This window comes from Nonomuraea ceibae (assembly GCF_019396325.1).
GTDB lineage: Bacteria > Actinomycetota > Actinomycetes > Streptosporangiales > Streptosporangiaceae > Nonomuraea > Nonomuraea ceibae.
The window spans coordinates 19,442-38,559 of sequence record NZ_JAHKRO010000027.1 but is presented as its reverse complement, the minus strand read 5'-3'; the positions used below and the strand labels follow the sequence as shown (position 1 = coordinate 38,559).

General features: G+C 71.2%; 21 protein-coding genes. 10 read left to right on the top strand and 11 right to left on the bottom strand.

Going from position 1 to position 19,118, the window contains the following annotated elements; all coding sequences use genetic code 11:
* Positions 1 to 142 precede the first annotated feature (142 nt).
* On the top strand, positions 143 to 1,672 hold the full coding sequence (locus tag KME80_RS19300) for an N-acyl homoserine lactonase family protein (protein WP_219507117.1): 1,530 nt from the start codon (positions 143 to 145) through the stop codon (positions 1,670 to 1,672).
* A 40-nt stretch (positions 1,673 to 1,712) separates the two neighbouring features.
* On the top strand, positions 1,713 to 1,931 hold the full coding sequence (locus KME80_RS19295; RefSeq protein ID WP_219507116.1) for a hypothetical protein: 219 nt from the start codon (positions 1,713 to 1,715) through the stop codon (positions 1,929 to 1,931).
* Between the two features lie 6 nt (positions 1,932 to 1,937).
* Here the strand turns inward: KME80_RS19295 and KME80_RS19290 are convergent, their stop codons facing one another.
* Together KME80_RS19290 and KME80_RS19285 are read right to left on the bottom strand one after the other, a co-directional pair.
* Complete coding sequence (locus tag KME80_RS19290; protein ID WP_219507114.1) at positions 1,938 to 2,744, bottom strand: alpha/beta fold hydrolase; 807 nt, start codon at positions 2,742 to 2,744, stop codon at positions 1,938 to 1,940.
* A 48-nt stretch (positions 2,745 to 2,792) separates the two neighbouring features.
* Positions 2,793 to 3,965: an MFS transporter gene (locus KME80_RS19285; protein ID WP_219507113.1), complete on the bottom strand. Its 1,173-nt coding sequence runs from the start codon at positions 3,963 to 3,965 to the stop codon at positions 2,793 to 2,795.
* A 192-nt stretch (positions 3,966 to 4,157) separates the two neighbouring features.
* Between KME80_RS19285 and KME80_RS19280 the strand changes: the two genes are divergently transcribed.
* A complete protein-coding gene (locus KME80_RS19280; RefSeq protein ID WP_219507111.1) occupies positions 4,158 to 4,724 on the top strand; it encodes a TetR/AcrR family transcriptional regulator in 567 nt (188 codons plus the stop codon).
* 203 nt (positions 4,725 to 4,927) lie between these two features.
* Here the strand turns inward: KME80_RS19280 and KME80_RS19275 are convergent, their stop codons facing one another.
* Entirely contained in the window at positions 4,928 to 6,079 is a 1,152-nt protein-coding gene (locus tag KME80_RS19275; RefSeq protein ID WP_219507110.1) for a hypothetical protein, read from the bottom strand.
* A complete protein-coding gene (locus tag KME80_RS19270; RefSeq protein WP_219507108.1) occupies positions 6,076 to 6,615 on the bottom strand; it encodes an RNA polymerase sigma factor in 540 nt (179 codons plus the stop codon). Before KME80_RS19270 ends, KME80_RS19275 begins: the two co-directional genes overlap by 4 nt.
* Before the next feature lie 440 nt (positions 6,616 to 7,055).
* Between KME80_RS19270 and KME80_RS19265 the strand changes: the two genes are divergently transcribed.
* Both KME80_RS19265 and KME80_RS19260 read left to right on the top strand, forming a co-directional pair.
* Positions 7,056 to 7,613, top strand: a complete 558-nt coding sequence (locus KME80_RS19265) for a TetR/AcrR family transcriptional regulator (protein ID WP_219507106.1) — start codon at positions 7,056 to 7,058, stop codon at positions 7,611 to 7,613.
* A gap of 1 nt (position 7,614) precedes the next feature.
* Positions 7,615 to 8,808: an FAD-dependent oxidoreductase gene (locus tag KME80_RS19260; protein WP_219507101.1), complete on the top strand. Its 1,194-nt coding sequence runs from the start codon at positions 7,615 to 7,617 to the stop codon at positions 8,806 to 8,808.
* A 4-nt stretch (positions 8,809 to 8,812) separates the two neighbouring features.
* Here the strand turns inward: KME80_RS19260 and KME80_RS19255 are convergent, their stop codons facing one another.
* From KME80_RS19255 to KME80_RS19245, 3 genes are all read right to left on the bottom strand, one after another.
* Positions 8,813 to 9,745, bottom strand: a complete 933-nt coding sequence (locus KME80_RS19255; protein WP_219507099.1) for a hypothetical protein — start codon at positions 9,743 to 9,745, stop codon at positions 8,813 to 8,815.
* Positions 9,742 to 10,185 (bottom strand): RNA polymerase sigma factor, encoded by a 444-nt coding sequence (locus tag KME80_RS19250; RefSeq protein WP_246645223.1) that lies wholly within the window; start codon positions 10,183 to 10,185, stop codon positions 9,742 to 9,744. The genes KME80_RS19255 and KME80_RS19250 overlap by 4 nt, the downstream gene beginning before the upstream one ends.
* A gap of 72 nt (positions 10,186 to 10,257) precedes the next feature.
* Complete coding sequence (locus KME80_RS19245) at positions 10,258 to 11,223, bottom strand: oxidoreductase (RefSeq protein WP_219507097.1); 966 nt, start codon at positions 11,221 to 11,223, stop codon at positions 10,258 to 10,260.
* A gap of 101 nt (positions 11,224 to 11,324) precedes the next feature.
* Here KME80_RS19245 and KME80_RS19240 point away from each other — a divergent pair, with 101 nt between their 5' ends.
* Positions 11,325 to 11,969, top strand: a complete 645-nt coding sequence (locus KME80_RS19240) for a TetR/AcrR family transcriptional regulator (RefSeq protein ID WP_219507095.1) — start codon at positions 11,325 to 11,327, stop codon at positions 11,967 to 11,969.
* Here KME80_RS19240 and KME80_RS19235 read toward each other — a convergent pair.
* The 4 genes from KME80_RS19235 to KME80_RS19220 all read right to left on the bottom strand — a co-directional run bounded on the left by KME80_RS19235 (position 11,938) and on the right by KME80_RS19220 (position 14,586).
* The gene (locus tag KME80_RS19235; RefSeq protein WP_219507094.1) at positions 11,938 to 12,372 is read right to left on the bottom strand and encodes a PASTA domain-containing protein; all 435 of its coding nucleotides are present in this window, start codon (positions 12,370 to 12,372) and stop codon (positions 11,938 to 11,940) included. The two genes, KME80_RS19240 and KME80_RS19235, sit on opposite strands and share 32 nt — an antisense overlap.
* A gap of 96 nt (positions 12,373 to 12,468) precedes the next feature.
* On the bottom strand, positions 12,469 to 12,948 hold the full coding sequence (locus KME80_RS19230; RefSeq protein ID WP_246645215.1) for a VOC family protein: 480 nt from the start codon (positions 12,946 to 12,948) through the stop codon (positions 12,469 to 12,471).
* Between the two features lie 68 nt (positions 12,949 to 13,016).
* Positions 13,017 to 13,901 (bottom strand): LysR family transcriptional regulator, encoded by an 885-nt coding sequence (locus KME80_RS19225; protein WP_219507093.1) that lies wholly within the window; start codon positions 13,899 to 13,901, stop codon positions 13,017 to 13,019.
* 259 nt (positions 13,902 to 14,160) lie between these two features.
* Positions 14,161 to 14,586: a MarR family winged helix-turn-helix transcriptional regulator gene (locus KME80_RS19220; protein ID WP_219507091.1), complete on the bottom strand. Its 426-nt coding sequence runs from the start codon at positions 14,584 to 14,586 to the stop codon at positions 14,161 to 14,163.
* Between the two features lie 131 nt (positions 14,587 to 14,717).
* Here KME80_RS19220 and KME80_RS19215 point away from each other — a divergent pair, with 131 nt between their 5' ends.
* From KME80_RS19215 to KME80_RS19200, 4 genes are all read left to right on the top strand, one after another.
* Positions 14,718 to 15,917, top strand: coding sequence for an ROK family transcriptional regulator (locus tag KME80_RS19215; protein ID WP_219507090.1), 1,200 nt, complete (start codon positions 14,718 to 14,720; stop codon positions 15,915 to 15,917).
* Positions 15,918 to 15,986: 69 nt separating this feature from the next.
* Positions 15,987 to 17,300 carry an extracellular solute-binding protein gene (locus KME80_RS19210; RefSeq protein WP_219507088.1) on the top strand — a complete coding sequence of 438 codons (1,314 nt, stop codon included), beginning with the start codon at positions 15,987 to 15,989 and terminating at the stop codon, positions 17,298 to 17,300.
* 1 nt (position 17,301) lies between these two features.
* The gene (locus KME80_RS19205; protein WP_219507086.1) at positions 17,302 to 18,267 is read left to right on the top strand and encodes a carbohydrate ABC transporter permease; all 966 of its coding nucleotides are present in this window, start codon (positions 17,302 to 17,304) and stop codon (positions 18,265 to 18,267) included.
* Positions 18,264 to 19,106: a carbohydrate ABC transporter permease gene (locus KME80_RS19200; RefSeq protein WP_219507085.1), complete on the top strand. Its 843-nt coding sequence runs from the start codon at positions 18,264 to 18,266 to the stop codon at positions 19,104 to 19,106. The genes KME80_RS19205 and KME80_RS19200 overlap by 4 nt, the downstream gene beginning before the upstream one ends.
* Positions 19,107 to 19,118 lie beyond the last annotated feature (12 nt).

Below are 19,118 nucleotides of genomic sequence, written 5' to 3'. Positions count from 1 at the left end.
CTCCGCCTGCCAGGCCGGGTCATGGTCCACGACCTCGATCGAATCGCCCATGCCCTGATTGTCCCTGCTGGGCGCACCAGGGCTTACGGCAGTCCTATTATGTAAACGCATCCGTATGCGTATACGAATTGGGGTGGCCGGGATGCTGAAGGTTCTGGGCAAGATCGGGTTACTCGTTCCCGCGTTCGCGGTCGGCGCCGCCTGGCTGGTCGTGCTGCGGATGAAGGACGTGCCGGTGCCGCTGCTGGTGGTCTATGGACTGCTGCTGGCCGGGGCGCTGGTCGGGCTGTTGTGGCCCGGCGTGTTCGGCCGGCCGGCCACACGGCGCCGGGTGCGGGCGTACCTCGGGGTCCTGGCCGGTCTGGGCACCCTCGGGCTCTACCTCGCGGTCGTCTACTACGTCACGGACCTGCCGGTGCTGCTCGCCCTGGCCGCCGTCACCTGCCTGGCATGGGCGGCGGTCGCCTTCCTGCGCGGGCGCCGGGTCGCGGGCGGCCGGGAGGCGCGGAGCACCAGGCGCGCCTTCCTGTCAGGCGGCGCCGGACTGGCGCTGGGAGCGCTGGGCGTACTGTCCGTCGATCGGGTGGAACGGCAGCGACGCGAGGTGCTGGCGCGGGGCGAGCAGGAGCGGCGGGCGGCCGTGCGCGCCCCGGGCGCGCGGCGGCGGATCGACGACGGCGCCGTACGGGTGTTCCCGATTCACACCGGCGACACCATCGTCACGTACGGCCAGTTCTACGGCGGCCTGGACGGCTGGGAAGGGCTGAACGGCTACCTGCGCACCCTGGTGGACAAGGCGCAGATCGCGGTGCCGGTGTTCGCCTACCTCATCGACCACCCTCGGCACGGCCTCCTGCTGGTCGACAGCGGCGTCAACTGGGAACAGGCCCACGATCACGACGGGTACTACAACCACAACCAGATGGTCTCGCGCCTGCTGACCCAGCGCGACGAGTACAGGCTGACCCCCGATCAGGACCTGCGGGTACGCCTGGCCCGGCTCGGCTACGACGCCAGGGAGATCACCACCGTGTTCCTCACTCACGTCCACGACGACCACGCCGGCGGGCTGCGCGGCCTGCCCCAGGCGACGGTGGTGCTGGACCGCCGCGACTGGGAGCACGGCACGGTCTACCCGTACTCCTTCGACCTGGTCAAGGACAACCTGTCCTTCCCCGCCTTCGACTCCGGCGCCTTCGGCCCGTTCCCCGCCGCCCAGGACCACTTCGGCGACGGCAGCCTCGTCCTGCTCCCCACCCCCGGCCACTCGCCAGGCCACATGTGCGTGCTGCTGCGCCTGGACTCCGGCAGCGTGCTGTTCATGGGCGACACCACCTACACCCTGCCCCACCTGGCCACGGACCAGGTCCGCCAGATGACCATCGGCGGCGCCGACACGAACCGCCAGCTCGAGGCCGCCCGGCGCATCCAGAGCCTGCTGGCCGCCGACCCCGCCACCGTGCCGTTGTTCGCCCACGACAACACCCGCTACCAGTCCGGCCTGGTCGCCTCCGCGTTCGCCCACGGGACGCCCGGCGAGGAAGGGGTACGGGAGCTGCGCCGGTACATGGAGAGCGTCCTCACTCCCGGCTGGCGGCTGCGGCCCGGGCACACACCCCACTTCGTGCCGCCCCCGTCCGGCGCCGACCTGGGGCGAGTGGAGTTCCGATGACCTCCACGCGGACGACGCCGACCTCGACACCGTGATCGACATGATCGTCGGGGCGGCCATGTACCGCATGCTCATCGACCCGGCCACACCGGCCGGCCCCGCCGCCACCCGCCAGTACCTGCGGGCCGTCCTCCGCCAAGCCGACCGGCTGCTGCGGCGCCCCGACGCGCCCCCTCTTCGGCAGGAACGCCTCGGGGCCCCACCGGAACGAGTCGCGCGGGCGAAGGCGTGCAGGCGGGGGCAGGTCCACCTGACTTAGCAAGGGTCAGGCAGGGGAGGGCGCCACGCCGGCCAGGAGCTTCGCGGTGTCTTCCGGCGACTCCACCGGGAAGTGGTGGCTGCCCAGGTCGACGAGCACGATGTCGAGCCGGTCACCGTAGCGGTCGATCGCATCCTGCGTGATGAGGTCGCGGATCGCGAACACGGTGATCGGCTGCTCCGTCTCGCGCAGCGCCGCGTCCATGTCCCAGCGCACCAGGCCCTCGATGGAACGCAGCCCGGCGGGCTGGCGCACGGCGGCCATCTTCTCGAAGTACGCATCCTTGAGAGCCGGGTCGGTCCCGATCGGCGAGCCTCCCTCCACCAGGCCCCGTACGCCCGCGGCGAAGTCCTCCCTGAACACGCGCAGCATCGCCTCAGCCTGCTGCTCGCTCATCGCCGGGAACAGGGACAGATAGTGCAAGGCGTCGAGCGCGACCACGTGCGAGACCCTGCCGGGCAGCAGCCGGCCCACCTCGACGGCGACCGCCCCGCCGAGGGAGTGCCCGGCCACGACCACCTTGTCCACCGACTCAGCCTCCAGCACCGCGGCCACGTCGCGGGCGAACTCCTCGATCGTCCAGACCTCGCGCGCCGACCGCGACTCGCCGTGCTCGGCGAGGTCGATCGCCAGCACGCGGTGGTCGTCGGGCAGATGGTCGATCACCGCGTCGAAGTCGCGGCGGTCGCACGCCCAGCCATGAATGAGAGCCAGGGCCGGTCCTCCCGCCGGACCGCTGGTCGTGTAGCGGATCGTCGTGCCACCGGGCCGCCGGACCTCCCGGTCCTGCCTGATCTTGTGCGTAGTTGTCATGCTTCGTCCTCATTTCTCGAAATTGGCAGGGATGTCTTCGTCGGGGCCTCAGTCGCAGGGGACCGGGGCCATGCGGGACTGGAGCCGTAGCTGGTTCAGGCGCAGGAGGAAGGCAGAGAAGGTGATCAGCGCGATCGCCAGCGCGTAGATCACGGTGGCGGACCTCAGTCCCAGGGCGGTGACGGCGATGCCGCCGAGCACGGCGGGCACGCTGTTGCCCAGATAGTTGATGATGTTCGCCAGCGCGAAGACCGCGCCGCGCTCGTGTGGCCTGGCGATCCTGGCGAAGGTGCCGAACGTGGCCAGCACCGATCCGCCGAAGCCGATGCCCGCGACGACGGTGCCGGCCGCGGCGAGCCAGGCGAGATCGCCCGCCACCCCGGCGAGCGAGGTCAACGTGCCGAGCCCGAGCAGCGCCGCGGCGGGAGCCAGCAGCGAGGACGCCGGGCGGGAGCGGAGCAACGCGACCGAGAGCGCCGCGGTGCCCGCCAGCAACGTCACGACGACACCGCCGATGAGATGGCTGCGCAGCCCCAGCAGCTCCGCGGCGACCGACGGGCCGAGGGACAGATACATGCCGGCCAGCGCCCAGGTGGCGATCATCGCCGGCACCAGCGGGACGATGTCGGCGCGCAGGTGTGCGGGCATCGCCACCCGCGGGCGAAGGGAGGCCAGCGCTCCCGGCCGGCGCAGCGACGTCTCCGGCAGCAGGGCGACGACCACCCCCGCCGCAACCATGCCTCCGAGCAGCAGCGCGTAGATCAACCGGGTCGGCGCCGGACCGAACTCCACCAGCACACCACTGCCGACCGCGCCCAGAGCCAGCCCGGTCAACGGCGCCACCGACGTGACCACGCCCGCCCGGCCGCGAGCCGACTCCGGTTCGAGATCGACCAGAGTGGCGCTCAGCGCGGTCGTCGCCGCCCCGGTCGCGACACCCTGCAGCACCCGGGCGACGGACAGCACCCACACGTCTCCCGCGACCAGGAACAACACCAGCGCAACCGCCTCCAGCCCGATCGCCGCCGCGAGCACCGGCCGGCGACCGAGATGATCCGACAGCGCTCCCACGACCAGCAACGAGGCCAGCAGGCCGAACACGTAGAGAGCGAAGACCACGGTCAGCACCCACGCCGTGAACCGCCACTGCTGCTGGTAGATCACGTAGATCGGTGACGGCGCACTGGAAGCGGCCAGGAACAGCACCAGGACGGCGGCCACGGACGAGAAGGCGCCCCTCCACGGACGGCGGTGCGGACCGGCGGCAGGAGGGGCGGTGCAGGAGGACGCGGTATCGCAGGATTCAACAGACACTGGAACCTCGCAGTGATCGTTGCGTTAGTGGCTGGAAACGTATCACAAACGCAGTGATTACTGCGAATTAAAAGCAGTGATCGATGCAATAATGGAGACATGCCAGCTCAGAGCTCTCCACCGCGCACCGACAGCCGGCCCGGAGGTCGCTCAGCCCGGGTCCGGGCGGCCGTCCACCAGGCGGTCAAGGAACTGCTCGCCGACGAGGCCGGCGACGCGCTGACGATCCCGGTCGTCGCCGCGCGCGCGGGGGTGCACGCCACAACCGTCTATCGCCGCTGGGGCTCCGTCGGCGAGCTGCTCGCCGACGTCGCGACCAGCCGCTTCTCCGGCGATGTCGTGGTCCCCGACACCGGCAGCCTCCGCGAGGACCTGGAACGGTATGCGTACGACCTCGCCAGGGACCTCAGCGACCCGGACACTCTCGCGCTAGTACGCGCCATCGTCGGCACGGGCGGGGAGGCCGCCGGCGTGTGCCGCATGGAGCGGCAGCGACAGCTCGAAGCCATCATCGAACGGGAGCAGGGGCGGGGCAACGAGGTTCCGAGCATCGAACGCGCCATAGAGACCCTGCTCGCCCCCCTCTACTACCGGGCCGTCTTCACCGACCAGCCCCTTTCGCCCGAATGGGCGCGTTCGCTCGTGTCGCACCTGCTACCGAAATAGCCTGACGCCGCGCCGCCGAGAACCTCGTCCATGCAGCCCTCCCGTCAAACGGGCAGAGGTGGCCACAGGCGTGAAGCTCTGGGGGCGGGGCGCGGCGTACGACGTCGGCTCCGAGCAGGCAGCAGGAGCCGGCGGCCTGCGGGCGCTCCGGAAGCTGTGCCCCGCCGGCCGAGACCAACCGGCGGATCGGCACGAGCGGGAGGTCAGCGGCGGCTCTTCCCGCATCCCTTCGGCGGGGACGCGGGCGGTCCGGTCCAGCCCGATTCGGGGCCGCGGGCCTGGTAACCCATGACCTCTCCCTTGGTCGCTCCCAGGGCGGTGCGGGCCGCGTGGGAGACGCGCGCCAGCGTCACCCCCGTCGCCGGGTCGAGGATGTGCCTGTCGTAGACCGGCAGTTCCTTGCGCGGCTTGTCGGAGTACACCAGGGAGCCTCCCGCACCGCCGAAGTCCACGGACATGCCCCTTCTGCCCAGCGGGTCCGTCACCGTGCCCACGACCTTGGTGGTCGGCAGGCCGGCCAGCACGCGGATGATCGCGGCGCGCTGGGCGGGGCTGAGCGGCATGCTCAGGAGGTTCGCGGTGATCGGCAGGAACTCCTCGAACGGCTGCGTGAAGCCGCGGCCGTTCCAGGTCTCGTGATAGACGCGGAACCGCTTCACGAGCTGGGCCGGATCGGTGGGGATCGCGGCCAGGTCCGCCATGGTGAACTCGCTGACCGAGGTGTCGGGATAGGTTCCCGCGGGATCCAGGCTCAGGCTGTACGTGCAGTCCTCCGGCTCGTCGGCGACCGGAATCGGCTCGCACGGCCCGCTGGTCTCGCAGTGCCCCTTGACCTGGGCGGGAGCGCCCGCCGCCCGCCAGGCGCGCTCGTCCGCGGCCGTGGCCGGGCGGGCGCTGTCCTGCCGCCATACCTGCGTGAGCACCGGATCGGCGGGATCGCGCGGCTGCCAGGTCTCGCGGCGGCCGGTCACGATGAGTTTGTAGCCGCGGACGGACAGGCTCTTGCCGTCGATTCGCACGTCCCGCCAGTAGGCGCCGCCGGCTGCGGGCAGCTTCTCGATCCTGTCGGCCAGGTCGTACAGTTCCTGGTTGGTTCTCGGCGGAGTGAGCACGGTGGGGGCCGGCGCCAGGTTCGTCACCACCGTGAGGACCAGGGCCACGATCGCGGCCGTGGACAGCGGCGCCCACAGGACCACCAGGCGGGACCGCGGGGGACGGCCCGGGCGCGCGAGTGCTGGTGGCGCCTCGGCGGTGGCCCTGAGCAGCAGGTCATCAGCGGAGACGGGTGATCCGCGGTCCAGCGAGGCCGGGCGGGCCAGGGCGAGCAGGTCCATCGCGTCGGGCTTGCGGCTCATCGCAGGTTCCTTCCTGGAACGGTCACGGGCTTGCGGGGTGTGGTGGTGCCGGTGGCTTCGACCGCCGCCTGGAGCCGGCGGCGCGCCCGGTGCAGGCGGACGAAGAAGGCGGCCTTGGTGCAGCCGAGCACCGTGGCCGCTTCCGTGGTGGACAGGCCGTGCCAGGTGGTCAGGGTCAGGATCTCCTTGTCGGCCTCGGACAAGCCGGCCAGAGCGCGGAGTACGGCGACGCGTTCGGTGGCGTGGTCGCCCACGTCGGTGACCGCCTCGTCGGTCCACCTGCGCAGTTCGGCTTCCAGGGATTCGCGCCGTGCGGCCTGCCGGTAGTTGTCACGCAGGATGTTGCGAGCGACGCGGAGCAGCCAGGGCAGCGGCGCCTGTTCGGGGATGCTGTCCAGACGCCGCCAGGCCACCAGGAAGGTCTCGCTGACCACTTCCTCCGCGAGTTGGTGCCCGGCGCGACTCGCCGCATAGCCGTACACCCGCGCTTGGTAGGTGTTGTAGAGCGCGGTGAAGCGCTCAGGTGGGTTTGGCAAGCCGGGTTCCTTCGGTCAGGGACGAACGTTCACAGAGCAAGTGGTCCGAAGGAAGGCTTTCTTACATCCCGATTCGGGCACGCCCAGGGTGTCCGCACCTGGGCCACGCCCTCGCTGCCGCGAGCCCGGACCGCCGGCAGCATCCGAGCCGGCGGGGTGTCGCATGGCAGCAGCCCGGCCGCCCCCGCCCGCCGCCTCCTCGGCGGTCGCCGCCTCTCCTGCGACCTCCAGGCCGCTCGCGGTCCGGAGGAGCGCCGGCCCGAGCCGCTCGTCGCCGACCACCACCACCTTGATCGTCTCCCGGTACGCCGGCAGGCGGCCCGGAATCGGCGCGGGGGCCCCTCGAACGGGGGACTCTGCCCCTTGCCTACCGGATGCCCCTTCTCGTTTCTTGGTGCGCGTGCTATGTTGAATAAACGTTTACTCAATGAGGTGGGGCAGTGTCCAGGACGCGAAGTGAGCAGGCGGCATGGCGCCGGGAGCGGCTGCTGGACGCGGCCTTGCGCGTGTTCGCCGACAAGGGCGTGGACGGGGCCACGGTCAAGGACGTGGCCCAGGCCGCCGAGGTGACGCCGGGGCTGCTGTATCGCTACTTCGACAGCAAGGAGGCGATGGTGGAGACGCTCCTGTCGGAGCGGGGCTTCCTGCCGCGCCTGCGGGAGTTGCGGGCCGAGCAGGAGAACGACACGCGGCCGGCCGTCGTGGTGCTGGCCGAGACGCTGGCGGCGTTCGACCGGCTGCTGGCCGACAACGCCGAGCTGATGGCGGTGTTCTTCAGCTCCGCCCAGGCCCGCGTGCCGCTGGCGGCGCTGGTGGGCGAGGGCCAGCGGCTCATCGGCGACTTCCTGCTCGAACGCGTCGAGGCCGGCGAGCTGCGCCCGCACGACACGGCCACGGCCGCCAGGACCCTGTTCGCCGCCGTCGCCGTCAACCGGCGGCTGGGCACCCCCATCGACGTCGCGGCCCTGGTCGGGCTGCTTTTTCCGGAAGAAGGATGAGATGCGCGCACAGTGCTGCGTCGTCGGGGGCGGCCCCGCGGGCATGATGGCCGGGCTGCTGCTGGCCCGTCAGGGCGTGGAGGTGATCGTGCTGGAGAAGCACGCGGACTTCCTGCGCGACTTCCGCGGCGACACCGTCCACCCCTCCACCCTGCAACTGATCGCCGAGCTGGGCTGGATCGAGGAGTTCCTGGACCTCCCGCACACCAGGATGCCGCAGGTCACGGTCAACCTGGGCGGCCGGGACGTCACCTTCGCCGACTTCAGCCGGCTGAACGTGCGCTGCCCCTACATCGCGTTCATGCCGCAGTGGGACGTGCTGGACTTCCTGGCCGGGAAGGCCACGGCCTACCCCTCCTTCCGCCTCCTGCGCCGCGCCCGGGCCACGGGACTGCTCACCGAGCGGGGGAGGGTGACCGGCGTCCTGGCCGACACCGCCGACGGTCCCGTGGAGGTGCGGGCCGACCTGGTGATCGGCGCCGACGGCCGCCATTCCACCGTACGGGCCGCCGCCGGCCTCACCCCGGTCAGCGCCTCGCCGCCCATGGACGTGCTCTGGTTCCGCCTGCCCCGCCACCCGCGGGACGACGTGCCGTTCTTCCAGGGCGGCAAGGGGGCGCTGATCTCCATCGACCGTGGCGACTACTGGCAGCTCGCCTACGCGATCCCGGCCGGCGCCTTCGACGAGCTCAGGGCCGCCGGGCTGCCGGCGTTCCGTGGCCGGGTGGCGCACCTGGCCCCCGCCCTGCGCGAGCGCGTGGAGGAGATCCACGACTGGGAGGCGGTGCACCATCTGAGCGTCCGGGTGGACCGGCTGTCGCACTGGCACCGGCCAGGAGTGCTGTGCATCGGGGACGCCGCCCACGCCATGTCGCCTGCGGGCGGCGTGGGCATCAACCTGGCCGTGCAGGACGCGGTGGCCACCGCCAACCTGCTCGGCCCGCTTCTCGCCCGGGGCGGCGCGCCACAGGACGCCGACCTGGCCCGGGTGCAGGCGCGCAGAGCGCGCGCCGCGCGGATCACCCAGGCCTTCCAGCTCGGCATCCTGCGCGACCTCTACCCCAAGGACCTGGGCGACGACACGACCCGGCACGTGCCGCCGGTCCTCACGGCGTTCCGGACGCTGCCGCCGCTGCGCCACCTCCTGGGGCGTTTCATCGGCCTGGGCGTCCGCCCGGAGCACCTCGCCGCATGACGCGTCAGGGGCGTTCGAGCTCGAAGGTCACGTCGGCCAGCCGCACCGCGCGCACCTGCGGATCCTCGATGATCTTCCTGAGCTGCTTGACGGTCACCAGCTGGTCGACGTAGCCGTACGCGAGCCCTTCGCCCGATGCCTTGCGCAGCCGCGCCAGGGTCAGGTCGAACCGGCGCAGATTGGGCTCGTCGTGCTGCCTCAGCGTCTTCACCCAGGATCGGAAGGCCGCCAGGTCCTCCGGGGGAAGATCACTGCACCTGGTCACCTGGCTCTCCGGGGCGACGCCCAGGAACGTGGTCATGTCGCTGCCCCAGGTGATGGGCGCCGCCCCTGGACGGGCCTCGTACACCACCTTCTCCGGGCACGCGCCGTACTGCCGGGCGAAGCCGACCAGCGAGTCGGCCGTGAGCGGCCGCTCGAACTCCACCACGGCGAGAGCGTTCATGTCCTGCGGCAACCTCGCCAGAACCTGCCGGATGTCCGGCTTGCGCTGGAGCTGGGTGCCCATGTTGAACAGCGCCTGGGTCAGCGTGGTGTTCGCCAGCTGCGCCCACGGCAGTTCCTCGACCCCGCCGAACAGGTTCTGCCGTACGGTGAAATCCGGCCGGCTCTGCAGGCCGAACCCGCCGTGCGCGCGCATCGGCGCGGCGGTCACCGTGAAGGACATCGACAGCGGCTCCGTCCGGCAGCACGTCCAGGACGTGACCGTGTAGGCGGGCTTGGCGATCTGCAGCGCGGTGCCGAGGACGTGGACCATCCGCCACTCCCGGTCGCCGCGCGTCTGGATCAGCGCCGAACCGAGGGTCGCCACCAGCGCGAGCGCCGTGAGGACGCCCAGCACGAGCACGGCGGTCCTGCGGATGCCGCGGCGTATCGCGCGCCGGGTCGCCTTGGGGTCGAACTCGGGGATCAGCAGGGGTTCGGGCTGCTCGGTCATGCGTCGTCTCCGTAGCTGTCGGCGAAGGCGGCGCGGGCCCGCCAGATCGCGGTCTTCACCGCCGATGTGCTCTTCCCGGTCATCGCGGCCACCTCCACGAGCGAGAACCCTTCGATGTAGACCAGCAGGAGCAGCCTCCGGTGCTGCTCGGGCACCCGGTCCAGGGCCTCGCGGACGTCGACGGCGGCGACGTCGAGCGCGGGCACCGCCAGCTCGCCGGGATCGGGCAACGGCAGCTCCAGGCGGCGGCGCCGGGCGTGATCGATGAGGACGTTGCGCGCGATGGCGAGCAGCCACGCGCCGGGGTTCCCACCACGCCAGCCGAACAACGCCCTGGTGGCCTTGATGAACGTCTCCTGGGCGAGGTCCTCGGCCAGATGGGGGTCTCGGGTGCGCCGCTGGAGGAATCCGCACACGAGCGGCCAGTACTCGCGGTACAGCTCCTCGATGATGGGGGCCTCCGGGCTTGAACGACAGTCACGTCATTGAGGACGAGCCGATACGCCCGATGGTCACAGACCATTTCCCGGCAGCGGAGCCGCCGTGGTGGACAGCGCGTACGTGACGCCCGTGAGCCGTTCGGAGAGCTGCCAGAGGCGGGCGGCCGTGGCGGTGTCGCGGACGGCGCGTTCGCGGGTCCGGCGGGTGGGCTCGCCGCGCAGTTGCAGCACGCCGTCGGGGACGACGTAGCTGCCGCCCGGCAGATCCGGCTCGGTCGCCGCGTACAGGGAGGTCTTCGCGCCTTCCGGGGTGGGACGGAAGGCCGCGCGCACCAGCAGCCGCGTGAGGGTCGCGTACAGCCGTCCCCTGCCGCTGTTGGCGCCGCCGGTGAGCACGTTCGTCCGGGTGAGGCCGGGGGCGACGGCCATGCTGCGGAGCTGGCGCCCGGCGGCGTCGGCACGGCGTTGCAGCTCGACGGCGAAGTGCAGGTTGGCCCGCTTGGACTGCACGTAGGCGAACGCCGTGCGGTAGCGGCGTTCGGCGTTGAGGTTGTCCAGGTCGAAGCGGGCGAAACGCTGGCCCTCGCTGCTGACGGTGACCACCCGCGGGTCGGGCGCGGCGAGCAGGTGCGGCAGGAGCAGGCCGGTCAGGGCGAAGGCGCCCAGGTGGTTGACGCCGAACTGCGATTCGAACCCGTCGGCGGTCCTGGCGTACGGCACCATCGCCACCCCGGCGTTGTTGACGAGCAGGTCCAGGCGGCCGAGGTCCCAGCCGTCGGCGAACTCCCGGATGGCGGCCAGGCTGCCCAGGTCCAGCCGCCGCAGCTCCAGGTGGGCGCTGCCCGTCTCGTCCCGCATGCGGGCGAGGGCGGCCTCGCCGCGTCCGGGGTCACGGCAGGCCAGGACGACGTGCGCGCCCCGGCGGGCCAGCTCGCGGGCGGTGACGTAGCCGATGCCGCTGTTGGCGCCGGTCACCACCGCGACGCGTCCGCTCTGGTCGGGGATGGCGTGGAAGGTCCAAGGGGGAGGGTTGCGCATGGTGTGTCACCTCAGGGTACGCAGGCGAATGTATCGCAACTCAAAGTTGCGATAGAGTCATCCTGTCATCCATCCTGCGAATATCGCAACTTGGAGTTGCAATGCAGCCTGATCGCCCCCCGGCCCGGCCGGTCGGCCGCGGCGTCAAGGTGCGCGCCGCCGTGCACGCCGCCACGCTCGCCGAACTCGTGGACAAGGGCTACGCCGCGCTGAGCGTCGAGAACGTCGCCCAGCGCGCCGGGGTCCACAAGACGACGGTCTACCGGCGCTGGAAGGATCGCGAGAGCCTGCTCACCGACGCCCTGGCCGAGCACATGGCGATGGACGTCCCCGTTCCCGACACCGGCGCGATCGAGACCGACCTGCGGGCGCTGGCACGCTCGATCGTCCAGACCTTCACCAGCTCCACCGGGCAGGCCATCCTCGCCGCCATGTTCACCGGAGCGGCCCACCTCCCGGAGATCGCCGCAGCGCGGCGCCACGTCTTCGACGACCGCCTCGCCCGCGCCGAACCCGTGGTCACCCGCGCCGTCGAGCGCCGCGAGCTCCCCGCCGGCACCGATCCGGCAGAGCTGCTGAAGACCCTGGCCGCGCCGATCTACCTGCGCCTGCTCATCACCGCCGACCCGGTCGACGAGACGACCGCCGACCGGGCGGTGGAGGTGACCCTGGCCGCCGCCCACGCCGGCGCCCTGCGGACGGGTAGCGGCCGCGCTATTCGCCCAGCTTCTTCGCGTAGAGGGTGATCAGCGTGGAGGTGGGGACGCGCTTGCCGGCGGCCGGGGTCTGGCGGACGACGACCCAGTTGCGGTCGAGAACCTGGAGGCGGCCCTGGCCGGTGGCGTCCTTGTCGTTGAGGATGTAGAAGCCGGTGGCCTGGAGGTGGTCCTGGGCGGCCTGGAGGTTCATGCCGACGACGTCCGGCAGGCGGACGCGCTGGGCGCTCCTGCGACTGGGGGCGGTGGATTCCGGCTGGTCAGTGGTTAGGTCACCCGATGGTGGCGGGGTCGTGGTGGTCGTCGCGGTGACGGTGACGGCGGGCGCCGGCGTGGTGGCCGACGTGGTGGTCGACGGGGCCGCCGGGGAGCAGGCGGCCGCCGTGGCGGCGATCAGGAGCGCGGTGGGGGTGAGCGCACGGGCGAGGTGCATGGCTGGAGCCTCCTGGGAGCGGTGGACCGACCCTTCTGAATCACGAAAAGTAGGCGGGACGTTACTCTCGGATCAGGGCCGGCCCGGGGGCCGCGCTCAGAGGTTCACCGCGGACGCGGTCTCCTGCAGCTCGGCGGCGTCCATGTGGGCGACCCGGCTGGTGAAGAACCAGGAGTGGCCGAACGGGTCCTCCAGCTCGACCTGCAGATCGCCGTGGAACTGCATCTCCACCGGCCGGATCACACGCGCTCCCGCGGCGATGGCGCGTTCGGCGAACGTCTCGACGTCCGCCACGAAGACCATCAGGTTGACCGGCGTGCCGCCGATCGTCCTCGGGCTGCGGAAGCGGTATTCGGGGTACTCGTCACGCAGCATGAACACCGCGTCGCCGATCCGGAACTCGGCGTGCGCGATCTTGCCGCCCTGGCGGGGGATCTCGATGCGCACGTCCGCGTCGAAGGCCCGCCGGTAGAAGTCGATGGCCGCCTTGGCGTCGTGCACGTTGAGGTAGGGAACGCCGCCCTTGTACTCCTCGGGGATGGGGTTCGTCATGGTGTGCTCCTTCGTCGTGGTCATGACTCCATCCTGGCCACGGCGCCGACCTGCAACAACGACGAGATCCGCAACGACCGTCAACCCCTGGGTTAACGATCCAGTTCGGCCTGGAGGAGGGCGAGGAAGGAACGCACCCGATCGGTCCGACCGCCGACCGGCCAGACCGGCCCGTACTCGATCGGCGGCAGACCGGCGATGGGCACGTAGGCGATGTCCGGCCGGGCGTGATAGCGCGTGGCCTGGTTCCCCACCACGGCCATCCCCGCGCCGCCGCTGACCAGCGTGAGCAGCTCCTGCCGCGAGGTCAGCACCTGCTCGCGCCGGACGGGCCGCCCGCCGGGGGTCCGCGCTGGGATGATCGCGTCCAGCAGGTACGCGGGCGCGTCGGCGGGCACGAGCACGGCGTCCCTGGCCAGGTCCTCCACCGTGACGCTGTCACGCCGGGCGAAGGGATGCCTGGCGGAGACGGCCAGCACGCGGGGATCGCGCAGCAGCGCGGGACCGCTCGCCAGGTCGGGCTCCCGTACGGGCAGCTCGGTGATCTGCAGGTCGAGCTCGCCGGTGCGCAGCGCGCCGAACGCGTCCGACAGGTGCACCTCGCGGATGCGCACCTCGCCGCCCGGATGGCGGGCGCGGAACGCCTCGGCGGCGGCCATCAGGGCCTCGCCCACGAGCGGGCTGGAGAAGCCCACCCGCAGCGTCCCGGTGAAGCCGCGCCCGGCGGCGACCGCCTTGGCGATGCCCTCCTGGATGCGCCGGTGCCCGGCCTCCACGTCCTCGCGCAGCGCGCTGCCGACCGGGGTGAGCGCCACCTGGCGGCTGGTCCGCTGGAACAGCGCGACACCGAACCGGCGCTCCAACTGCTTGATCGTCTGGCTCACCCGGGCTGCGCTGACTCCCAGCCGCTCCGCCGTGCGGGTGAAGTGCAGCTCCTCGGCCAGGGTGAGGAAGATCTCGATGTCGCGCCGTTCCATGCCCCGTACGTTAGCGACCGTCCCGCTCGGTTCATGGCGCCGGCGGCGACCATCCGTCGACGGCCCGGCCGGCGCGGGCCCTGTACGAGGTGACCCGGCTGGTTCGGCACGCCTGCCCAGGGTCGTCTGCCATCGGCTCGACGGTCTTCCGGCTTCCCGGGACGGCTCCCGCCGCGAAGGCGCGGCATTGCTGGAGAAACAGCTGAGCGACCCGCGTAACCGGAGCGCCGGTTCGGTGGACGACGAGGAGGTGGCGCAGTCAGGGCGCCAGGTCCCGGCCGGGGGAGTGGAGGCCGTGCAGCAGCTTGGCGAGCTGGTCGCCGTCCTGCGGGTCGAGCCGGTCCGTCACCGGCGTCAGCGCCCGCCGTACCTCGTCGTACACCTGCTCCGCCAGCTCCAGTCCCGCAGGGGTGATGAACACGTCGACGACGCGGCGGTCCTGGGCGTTCTTGCCCCTGGCCACCAGCCCTCGCTGCTCGGCGCGGTCGATGAGGCCGGAGAGGGTGGACTTGTCGAGGCCGAGGAACGCGGCGAGCTCGGTCATACGCGGGCGGCGGTCGCGCAGGATGCCCAGCACCCGCAACTGGGTGAGCGAGAGGTCGTGCTCGGCTCCGATGCGGGTGAGCACGCCGACCACCTCGAAGGTGTTGCGGACGAGGGCGTCCACGAGGGCGTCGGAAGTCATGTGCTCACGCTACCCATCGTGCTTTGCATTACAAACCAGCGGGGCCGGACGCAAGAGCGGGGGTGGTGACAACCGCGTGGTCCTGTGGTTACACTCACGGCCAACATTTTTGTTCAAGCTGAGAGAAATAAATGCACTCTGCCACCGAACCTCGTGCCACCAACCGCAGCGCGGTCCTGTCCACGCTGCTCTCCGGGCGTTCCCTGGAGCGTGGACAGATCGTGGAGGGCACCGGGCTCAGTCGTGCCACCGTGTTCCGCATCGTGGACGACCTGCGTTCACGCGGTTTCGCCCGGGACGCGGCCGTGCAACCGGCCAGCGGCAGAGGAAGGCCGTCGACTCTCGTCCAGTTCGACGGCTCCGTGCACCTGGTGGGCTGCATCGACCTCGGCGGCACCAACTGCCGCTTCGCCGTCGCCGACGCGCTGGGCAACACGCTGGTCCGGGCCAAGCACCCCACCCCGCTCGCGCTCGACGGCGAGCGGCTGGCCGGCTGGATGGCCGAGCGCATCCACGAGCTGGCCGGCGCGGTATCGGGACAGCACGGCCCGCTCGGCGCGGTCGCCGTGGGACTGCCGGGTGTGGTGTCGGGCGACAGGTCACGGGTCGTCGGCTCGCACAACCTGCCGCAGCTCCACGGCACGGTCTTCGTCGACGCCCTGCGCGAGCGCATCGCCGTGCCGACGACGCTGGACAACGACTCCAAGCTGGCCCTGGTGGGCGAGCTCCAGTACGGCGCGCTGGCCGAGAAGGAGACCGCGGTGCTGCTCACGCTGGGCACCGGCCTCGGTTCCGCGGCGGCGATGAACGGCCAGGTCCTGTCCGGCAAGGACGGGCTCCTCGGCGAGTTCGGGCGGCTGCTCATCCCCGGCACCAAGACCCGGCTGCGTGACCTCGTCTCCGGCGCCGGCCTCGTCGCCCACGCCCGCGCCGCCGGGTACGACGTGACGCACGCCAGGCAGATCCTGGAGGAGCCCGAGCGCTTCGGCGACCTGCGGCAGCGCATCCGCGACGCGCTCGTCCACCTGGTGTCGATCGTGGCCCTGGCCTACGAGCCGCGCACGGTCATCGTGACCGGCGGGTTCGGCGACGGCCTGGCCGAGTCGGCGCTCGACGAGGTCCAGGGCGAGGTGCTCGACCTCGTCGGCGTCAGCACCCGGGTCCGCCGCACCATGCTCGGCGGCCAGGCGGGCCTGCTCGGCGCGCTGGCCATCGCACTCGGCGACCTGTACGCCTCGCTCGGCGTGCTGGAGGAGCACATCAACCAGATCGAGGTGGACCGGGCCCGCGCGGTCAAGGCCCTCGAAGAGGCGCCCGTCCATCCCGGCTGACCCGCCTGCGGACGCCCGAACCAGCCACCCCCACGAACCCCCTCACATCCCCCATGGAAGGAACCCCCGATGCGAACCAGGAGGACCGCCGTCGTCCACGGCGCACTGACTCTGGCCGGCCTGCTCGTACTCACCGCCGGGTGCGGTGGCGCGGGCGGCGGCTCCGGTGACAGCGGGCCGGAGTCCGGCACCCTGACCGTCTGGATGATGACGGGCGGGCCCGGCGACTCCGAGATCATCGAACAGGCCAAGGCGGCGTTCGCCAAGAAGCAGCCGGGCATCGACGTCAAGGTCGAGATCCAGCAGTGGGACAGCATCGCCACCAAGATCACGACCGCGCTGGCGTCCGGGAAGGGGCCGGACGTCGTCGAGATGGGCAACACACAGACCCCGCTGCAGTCGTACTCGGGAGCGCTGCTCGACCTGACGGCGGACAAGGCCGGCTTCGAGGAGTCGGCCACCTGGCTCGACGGTCTCGCCCAGCCCTCCACCCACCAGGGCAAGCTGTACGCCACCCCGCTGTACGGCGGGACCAAGGTGGTGCTCTACAACAAGGACCTGTTCGCCGAGGCGGGCATCGACGAGCCGCCGGCCACGATTGAGGAGCTCAAGAGCGCCTGCGAGACCCTCGCCGAGAAGAACTCCGCAACCAAGAACTTCTCCGGCTTCTACATGCCGGGCCAGTACTGGTTCGCCGGCGCGCCGTTCGTCTTCGGCAAGGGCGGCGACGTGGCCACCCGCGACGGCGACACCTGGAAGGGCGCGATGAGCACGCCCCAGGCCCAGGAGGGGCTGCGGGAGTGGAAGGACTTCCAGAACACCTGCTCCACGCCCTCGTCCGTCGGCAGCAACACCAACAGCCCGGACCAGACCCAGCTCTTCGCCGACGAGCAGACGGCGATGCTCTACGTCCGGGCCTGGGAGCCGGACAAGGTGCTGGAGAAGAACCCGAAGCTGAAGGACAAGCTCGGCTACTTCGTGATGCCCGGCTACGAGAAGGGCAAGCCGCTGCCGACGATCGTCGCCGGTTCGACGATCGGCGTCTCGGCGGCGACCACCAGGCCGAACGCCGCCAAGGACTGGCTGCGGGTGGTCACCGGCCGCGAGTTCCAGGGGCTGATGGCGCAGAAGCTCAACCTCATGCCGATCTCGCCCGCATTCATGCCCGCCGACGGGGTGACCGAGGCGCTCACGACCGGCGCCGAGGCCGTCAGGAGCAACCACGCGCTGCCGGTGACCCCGGGCCAGGCGACGCTCGACGGCGAACGCTACAACGAGCAGTTCTTCTCCGACATCGCCGCAGGCAAGGACATCGCCGCCCGGGCCGCCGAGTACGACGCCCACATCGCCAAGGCGTTCAACGCGACGGGGACGACCTCCTGACATGGCACTCCAGACTCAGGGGGCGGTGAGTCTCGGGCCGGACCGGGGTGAGTCCCGCGAGCCCGCCCCGGCGCGCGATCGCCGCTCCCGGCTGCCCTACGGGCTGGTCGCGCCGGCGGTGATCGTGCTGGCCGTGACCCTCGGCTATCCGGTCGTCCGGCTCGTCGTCCTGTCGTTCCAGAAGTTCGACTCCCGCTCGCTGTTCACCGGCGAGGCGCCCTTCGTGGGCGTGGCCAACTACACCGACGTGCTGGCCGACCCGGCCTTCTGGGCGGTGCTCGGGCGCACCGTCGTCGTCACCGCCGCCTGCGTCGCGGCCATGATGGCGCTGGGCTTCGCCCTGGCCAGGGCGCTGACCCGCACCTCGGCGTGGGCCAGGCTCGTCTTCGTGGTCTGCCTCGTCCTGGTCTGGGCCATGCCGATGGTCTCGGCCGCGCTGATCTGGCAGTGGCTGTTCCAGCCGCAGTACGGCGTGGCGAACTGGATGCTGACCCAGCTCGGCGTGTTCGGCGACCTGACCGCGCGCGACTGGTTCTCCGAGCCCGGCCCGGCGCTCGTACTGATCATCGTGCTCATCGTCTGGAAGGGGTTGCCGTTCGTGATCCTCACGATGTACGCGGCCCTGCTCCAGATCCCGTCGGCCCTGTACGAGGCGTCCGGCATCGACGGCGCGGGGGCCTGGCAGACGCTGCGCCGCATCACGCTCCCGCTGATGCGGCCCGTGCTCGCCGTCCTCGTCGTCCTCGAGGTGATCTGGTCGGTGAACTCCTTCACCCCGTTCTGGGTGCTGACGCAGGGCGGGCCGTCCGGCCAGACGACGACCGTCTCGGTCTACGCCTACGTCCAGGCCTTCACCGCGAACGACTACGGAGCCGGGTCGGCGATCTCCGTCATCACGATCGCGCTCCTGTCGGTCTTCGCCGTCCTGTACGTCCGCCGTCTCACGAAGGGGGGCGAGGTGGCATGAACGCCCTGCGCGACTTCCGCACCCGCCGCCGGCTGGCCGTCGACGCGGTGGTCGTCCTCGCCGCCGTCGTCATGATCTTCCCCGTGTACTGGATGTTCGCGACCGCGTTCAAGCCGCCGGGGCAGGTCCTGTCGCTGACGCCGCAGTTCGTGCCGTGGCCGCCCAGCACGGAGAACTTCACCAGGACCCTGGCCGCGCCCGAGTTCCTGACCTTCCTGCGCAACTCGCTGGTCGTGTCGCTGATCACGGTCGTGCTGTCGATGGCCGTGGCCGTGGCGGCGGCGTTCGCCACCGTGCGGTTCGCCTTCGGCGGGCGCCGGACCCTGCTGGCCGTGCTCGTTCTCGTCCAGATGATCCCCGGCTCGGCGATGGTCATCCCGCTCTACCTGATGCTGCGTGACATCGGGGCGCTCGACATGCTCCCCGGGCTCGTCCTCACGTACCTGTCCTTCGTCCTGCCGTTCACCGTGTGGAACCTGCGCGCCTTCGTCGCCGGGGTGCCCGTCGAGCTGGAGGAGGCGGCGATGATCGACGGCTGCGACCGGCTGCAGGCCTTCCGCCGGGTGGTGCTTCCCCTGCTCGCCCCCGGGATCGTCGTCACGTCGGTCTTCGCGTTCATCAACGCCTGGGACGACTACCTCTTCGCGTACGTGCTCATGCGGTCGCAGGAGAACTACACGCTGCCCGTATGGCTCGTGTCGTTCAGCACCGCGCCCCAGGTCGACTACGGCGAGACGATCGCCGCCTCGGCCATCTTCTCCCTGCCCGTCCTCGTCTTCTTCCTCTTCCTCCAGCGCCGGCTCGTCGGCGGGCTGGCGGCGGGCGCGGTCAAGGGCTGACATCCGACAGGA

Bases quoted from the DNA above. Each gene is read 5' to 3' on its own strand.
- KME80_RS19245 (WP_219507097.1), bottom strand. From the start codon at position 11,223: ATGCGCAACCCTCCCCCTTGGACCTTCCACGCCATCCCCGACCAGAGC.
- KME80_RS19200 (WP_219507085.1), top strand. From the start codon at position 18,264: ATGAACGCCCTGCGCGACTTCCGCACCCGCCGCCGGCTGGCCGTCGAC.
- KME80_RS19220 (WP_219507091.1), bottom strand. From the start codon at position 14,586: ATGACTTCCGACGCCCTCGTGGACGCCCTCGTCCGCAACACCTTCGAG.
- KME80_RS19205 (WP_219507086.1), top strand. From the start codon at position 17,302: ATGGCACTCCAGACTCAGGGGGCGGTGAGTCTCGGGCCGGACCGGGGT.
- KME80_RS19280 (WP_219507111.1), top strand. From the start codon at position 4,158: ATGCCAGCTCAGAGCTCTCCACCGCGCACCGACAGCCGGCCCGGAGGT.
- KME80_RS19300 (WP_219507117.1), top strand. From the start codon at position 143: ATGCTGAAGGTTCTGGGCAAGATCGGGTTACTCGTTCCCGCGTTCGCG.
- KME80_RS19295 (WP_219507116.1), top strand. From the start codon at position 1,713: ATGATCGTCGGGGCGGCCATGTACCGCATGCTCATCGACCCGGCCACA.
- KME80_RS19260 (WP_219507101.1), top strand. From the start codon at position 7,615: ATGCGCGCACAGTGCTGCGTCGTCGGGGGCGGCCCCGCGGGCATGATG.
- KME80_RS19215 (WP_219507090.1), top strand. From the start codon at position 14,718: ATGCACTCTGCCACCGAACCTCGTGCCACCAACCGCAGCGCGGTCCTG.
- KME80_RS19230 (WP_246645215.1), bottom strand. From the start codon at position 12,948: ATGACCACGACGAAGGAGCACACCATGACGAACCCCATCCCCGAGGAG.
- KME80_RS19225 (WP_219507093.1), bottom strand. From the start codon at position 13,901: ATGGAACGGCGCGACATCGAGATCTTCCTCACCCTGGCCGAGGAGCTG.
- KME80_RS19255 (WP_219507099.1), bottom strand. From the start codon at position 9,745: ATGACCGAGCAGCCCGAACCCCTGCTGATCCCCGAGTTCGACCCCAAG.
- KME80_RS19210 (WP_219507088.1), top strand. From the start codon at position 15,987: ATGCGAACCAGGAGGACCGCCGTCGTCCACGGCGCACTGACTCTGGCC.
- KME80_RS19275 (WP_219507110.1), bottom strand. From the start codon at position 6,079: ATGAGCCGCAAGCCCGACGCGATGGACCTGCTCGCCCTGGCCCGCCCG.
- KME80_RS19235 (WP_219507094.1), bottom strand. From the start codon at position 12,372: ATGCACCTCGCCCGTGCGCTCACCCCCACCGCGCTCCTGATCGCCGCC.
- KME80_RS19290 (WP_219507114.1), bottom strand. From the start codon at position 2,744: ATGACAACTACGCACAAGATCAGGCAGGACCGGGAGGTCCGGCGGCCC.
- KME80_RS19240 (WP_219507095.1), top strand. From the start codon at position 11,325: ATGCAGCCTGATCGCCCCCCGGCCCGGCCGGTCGGCCGCGGCGTCAAG.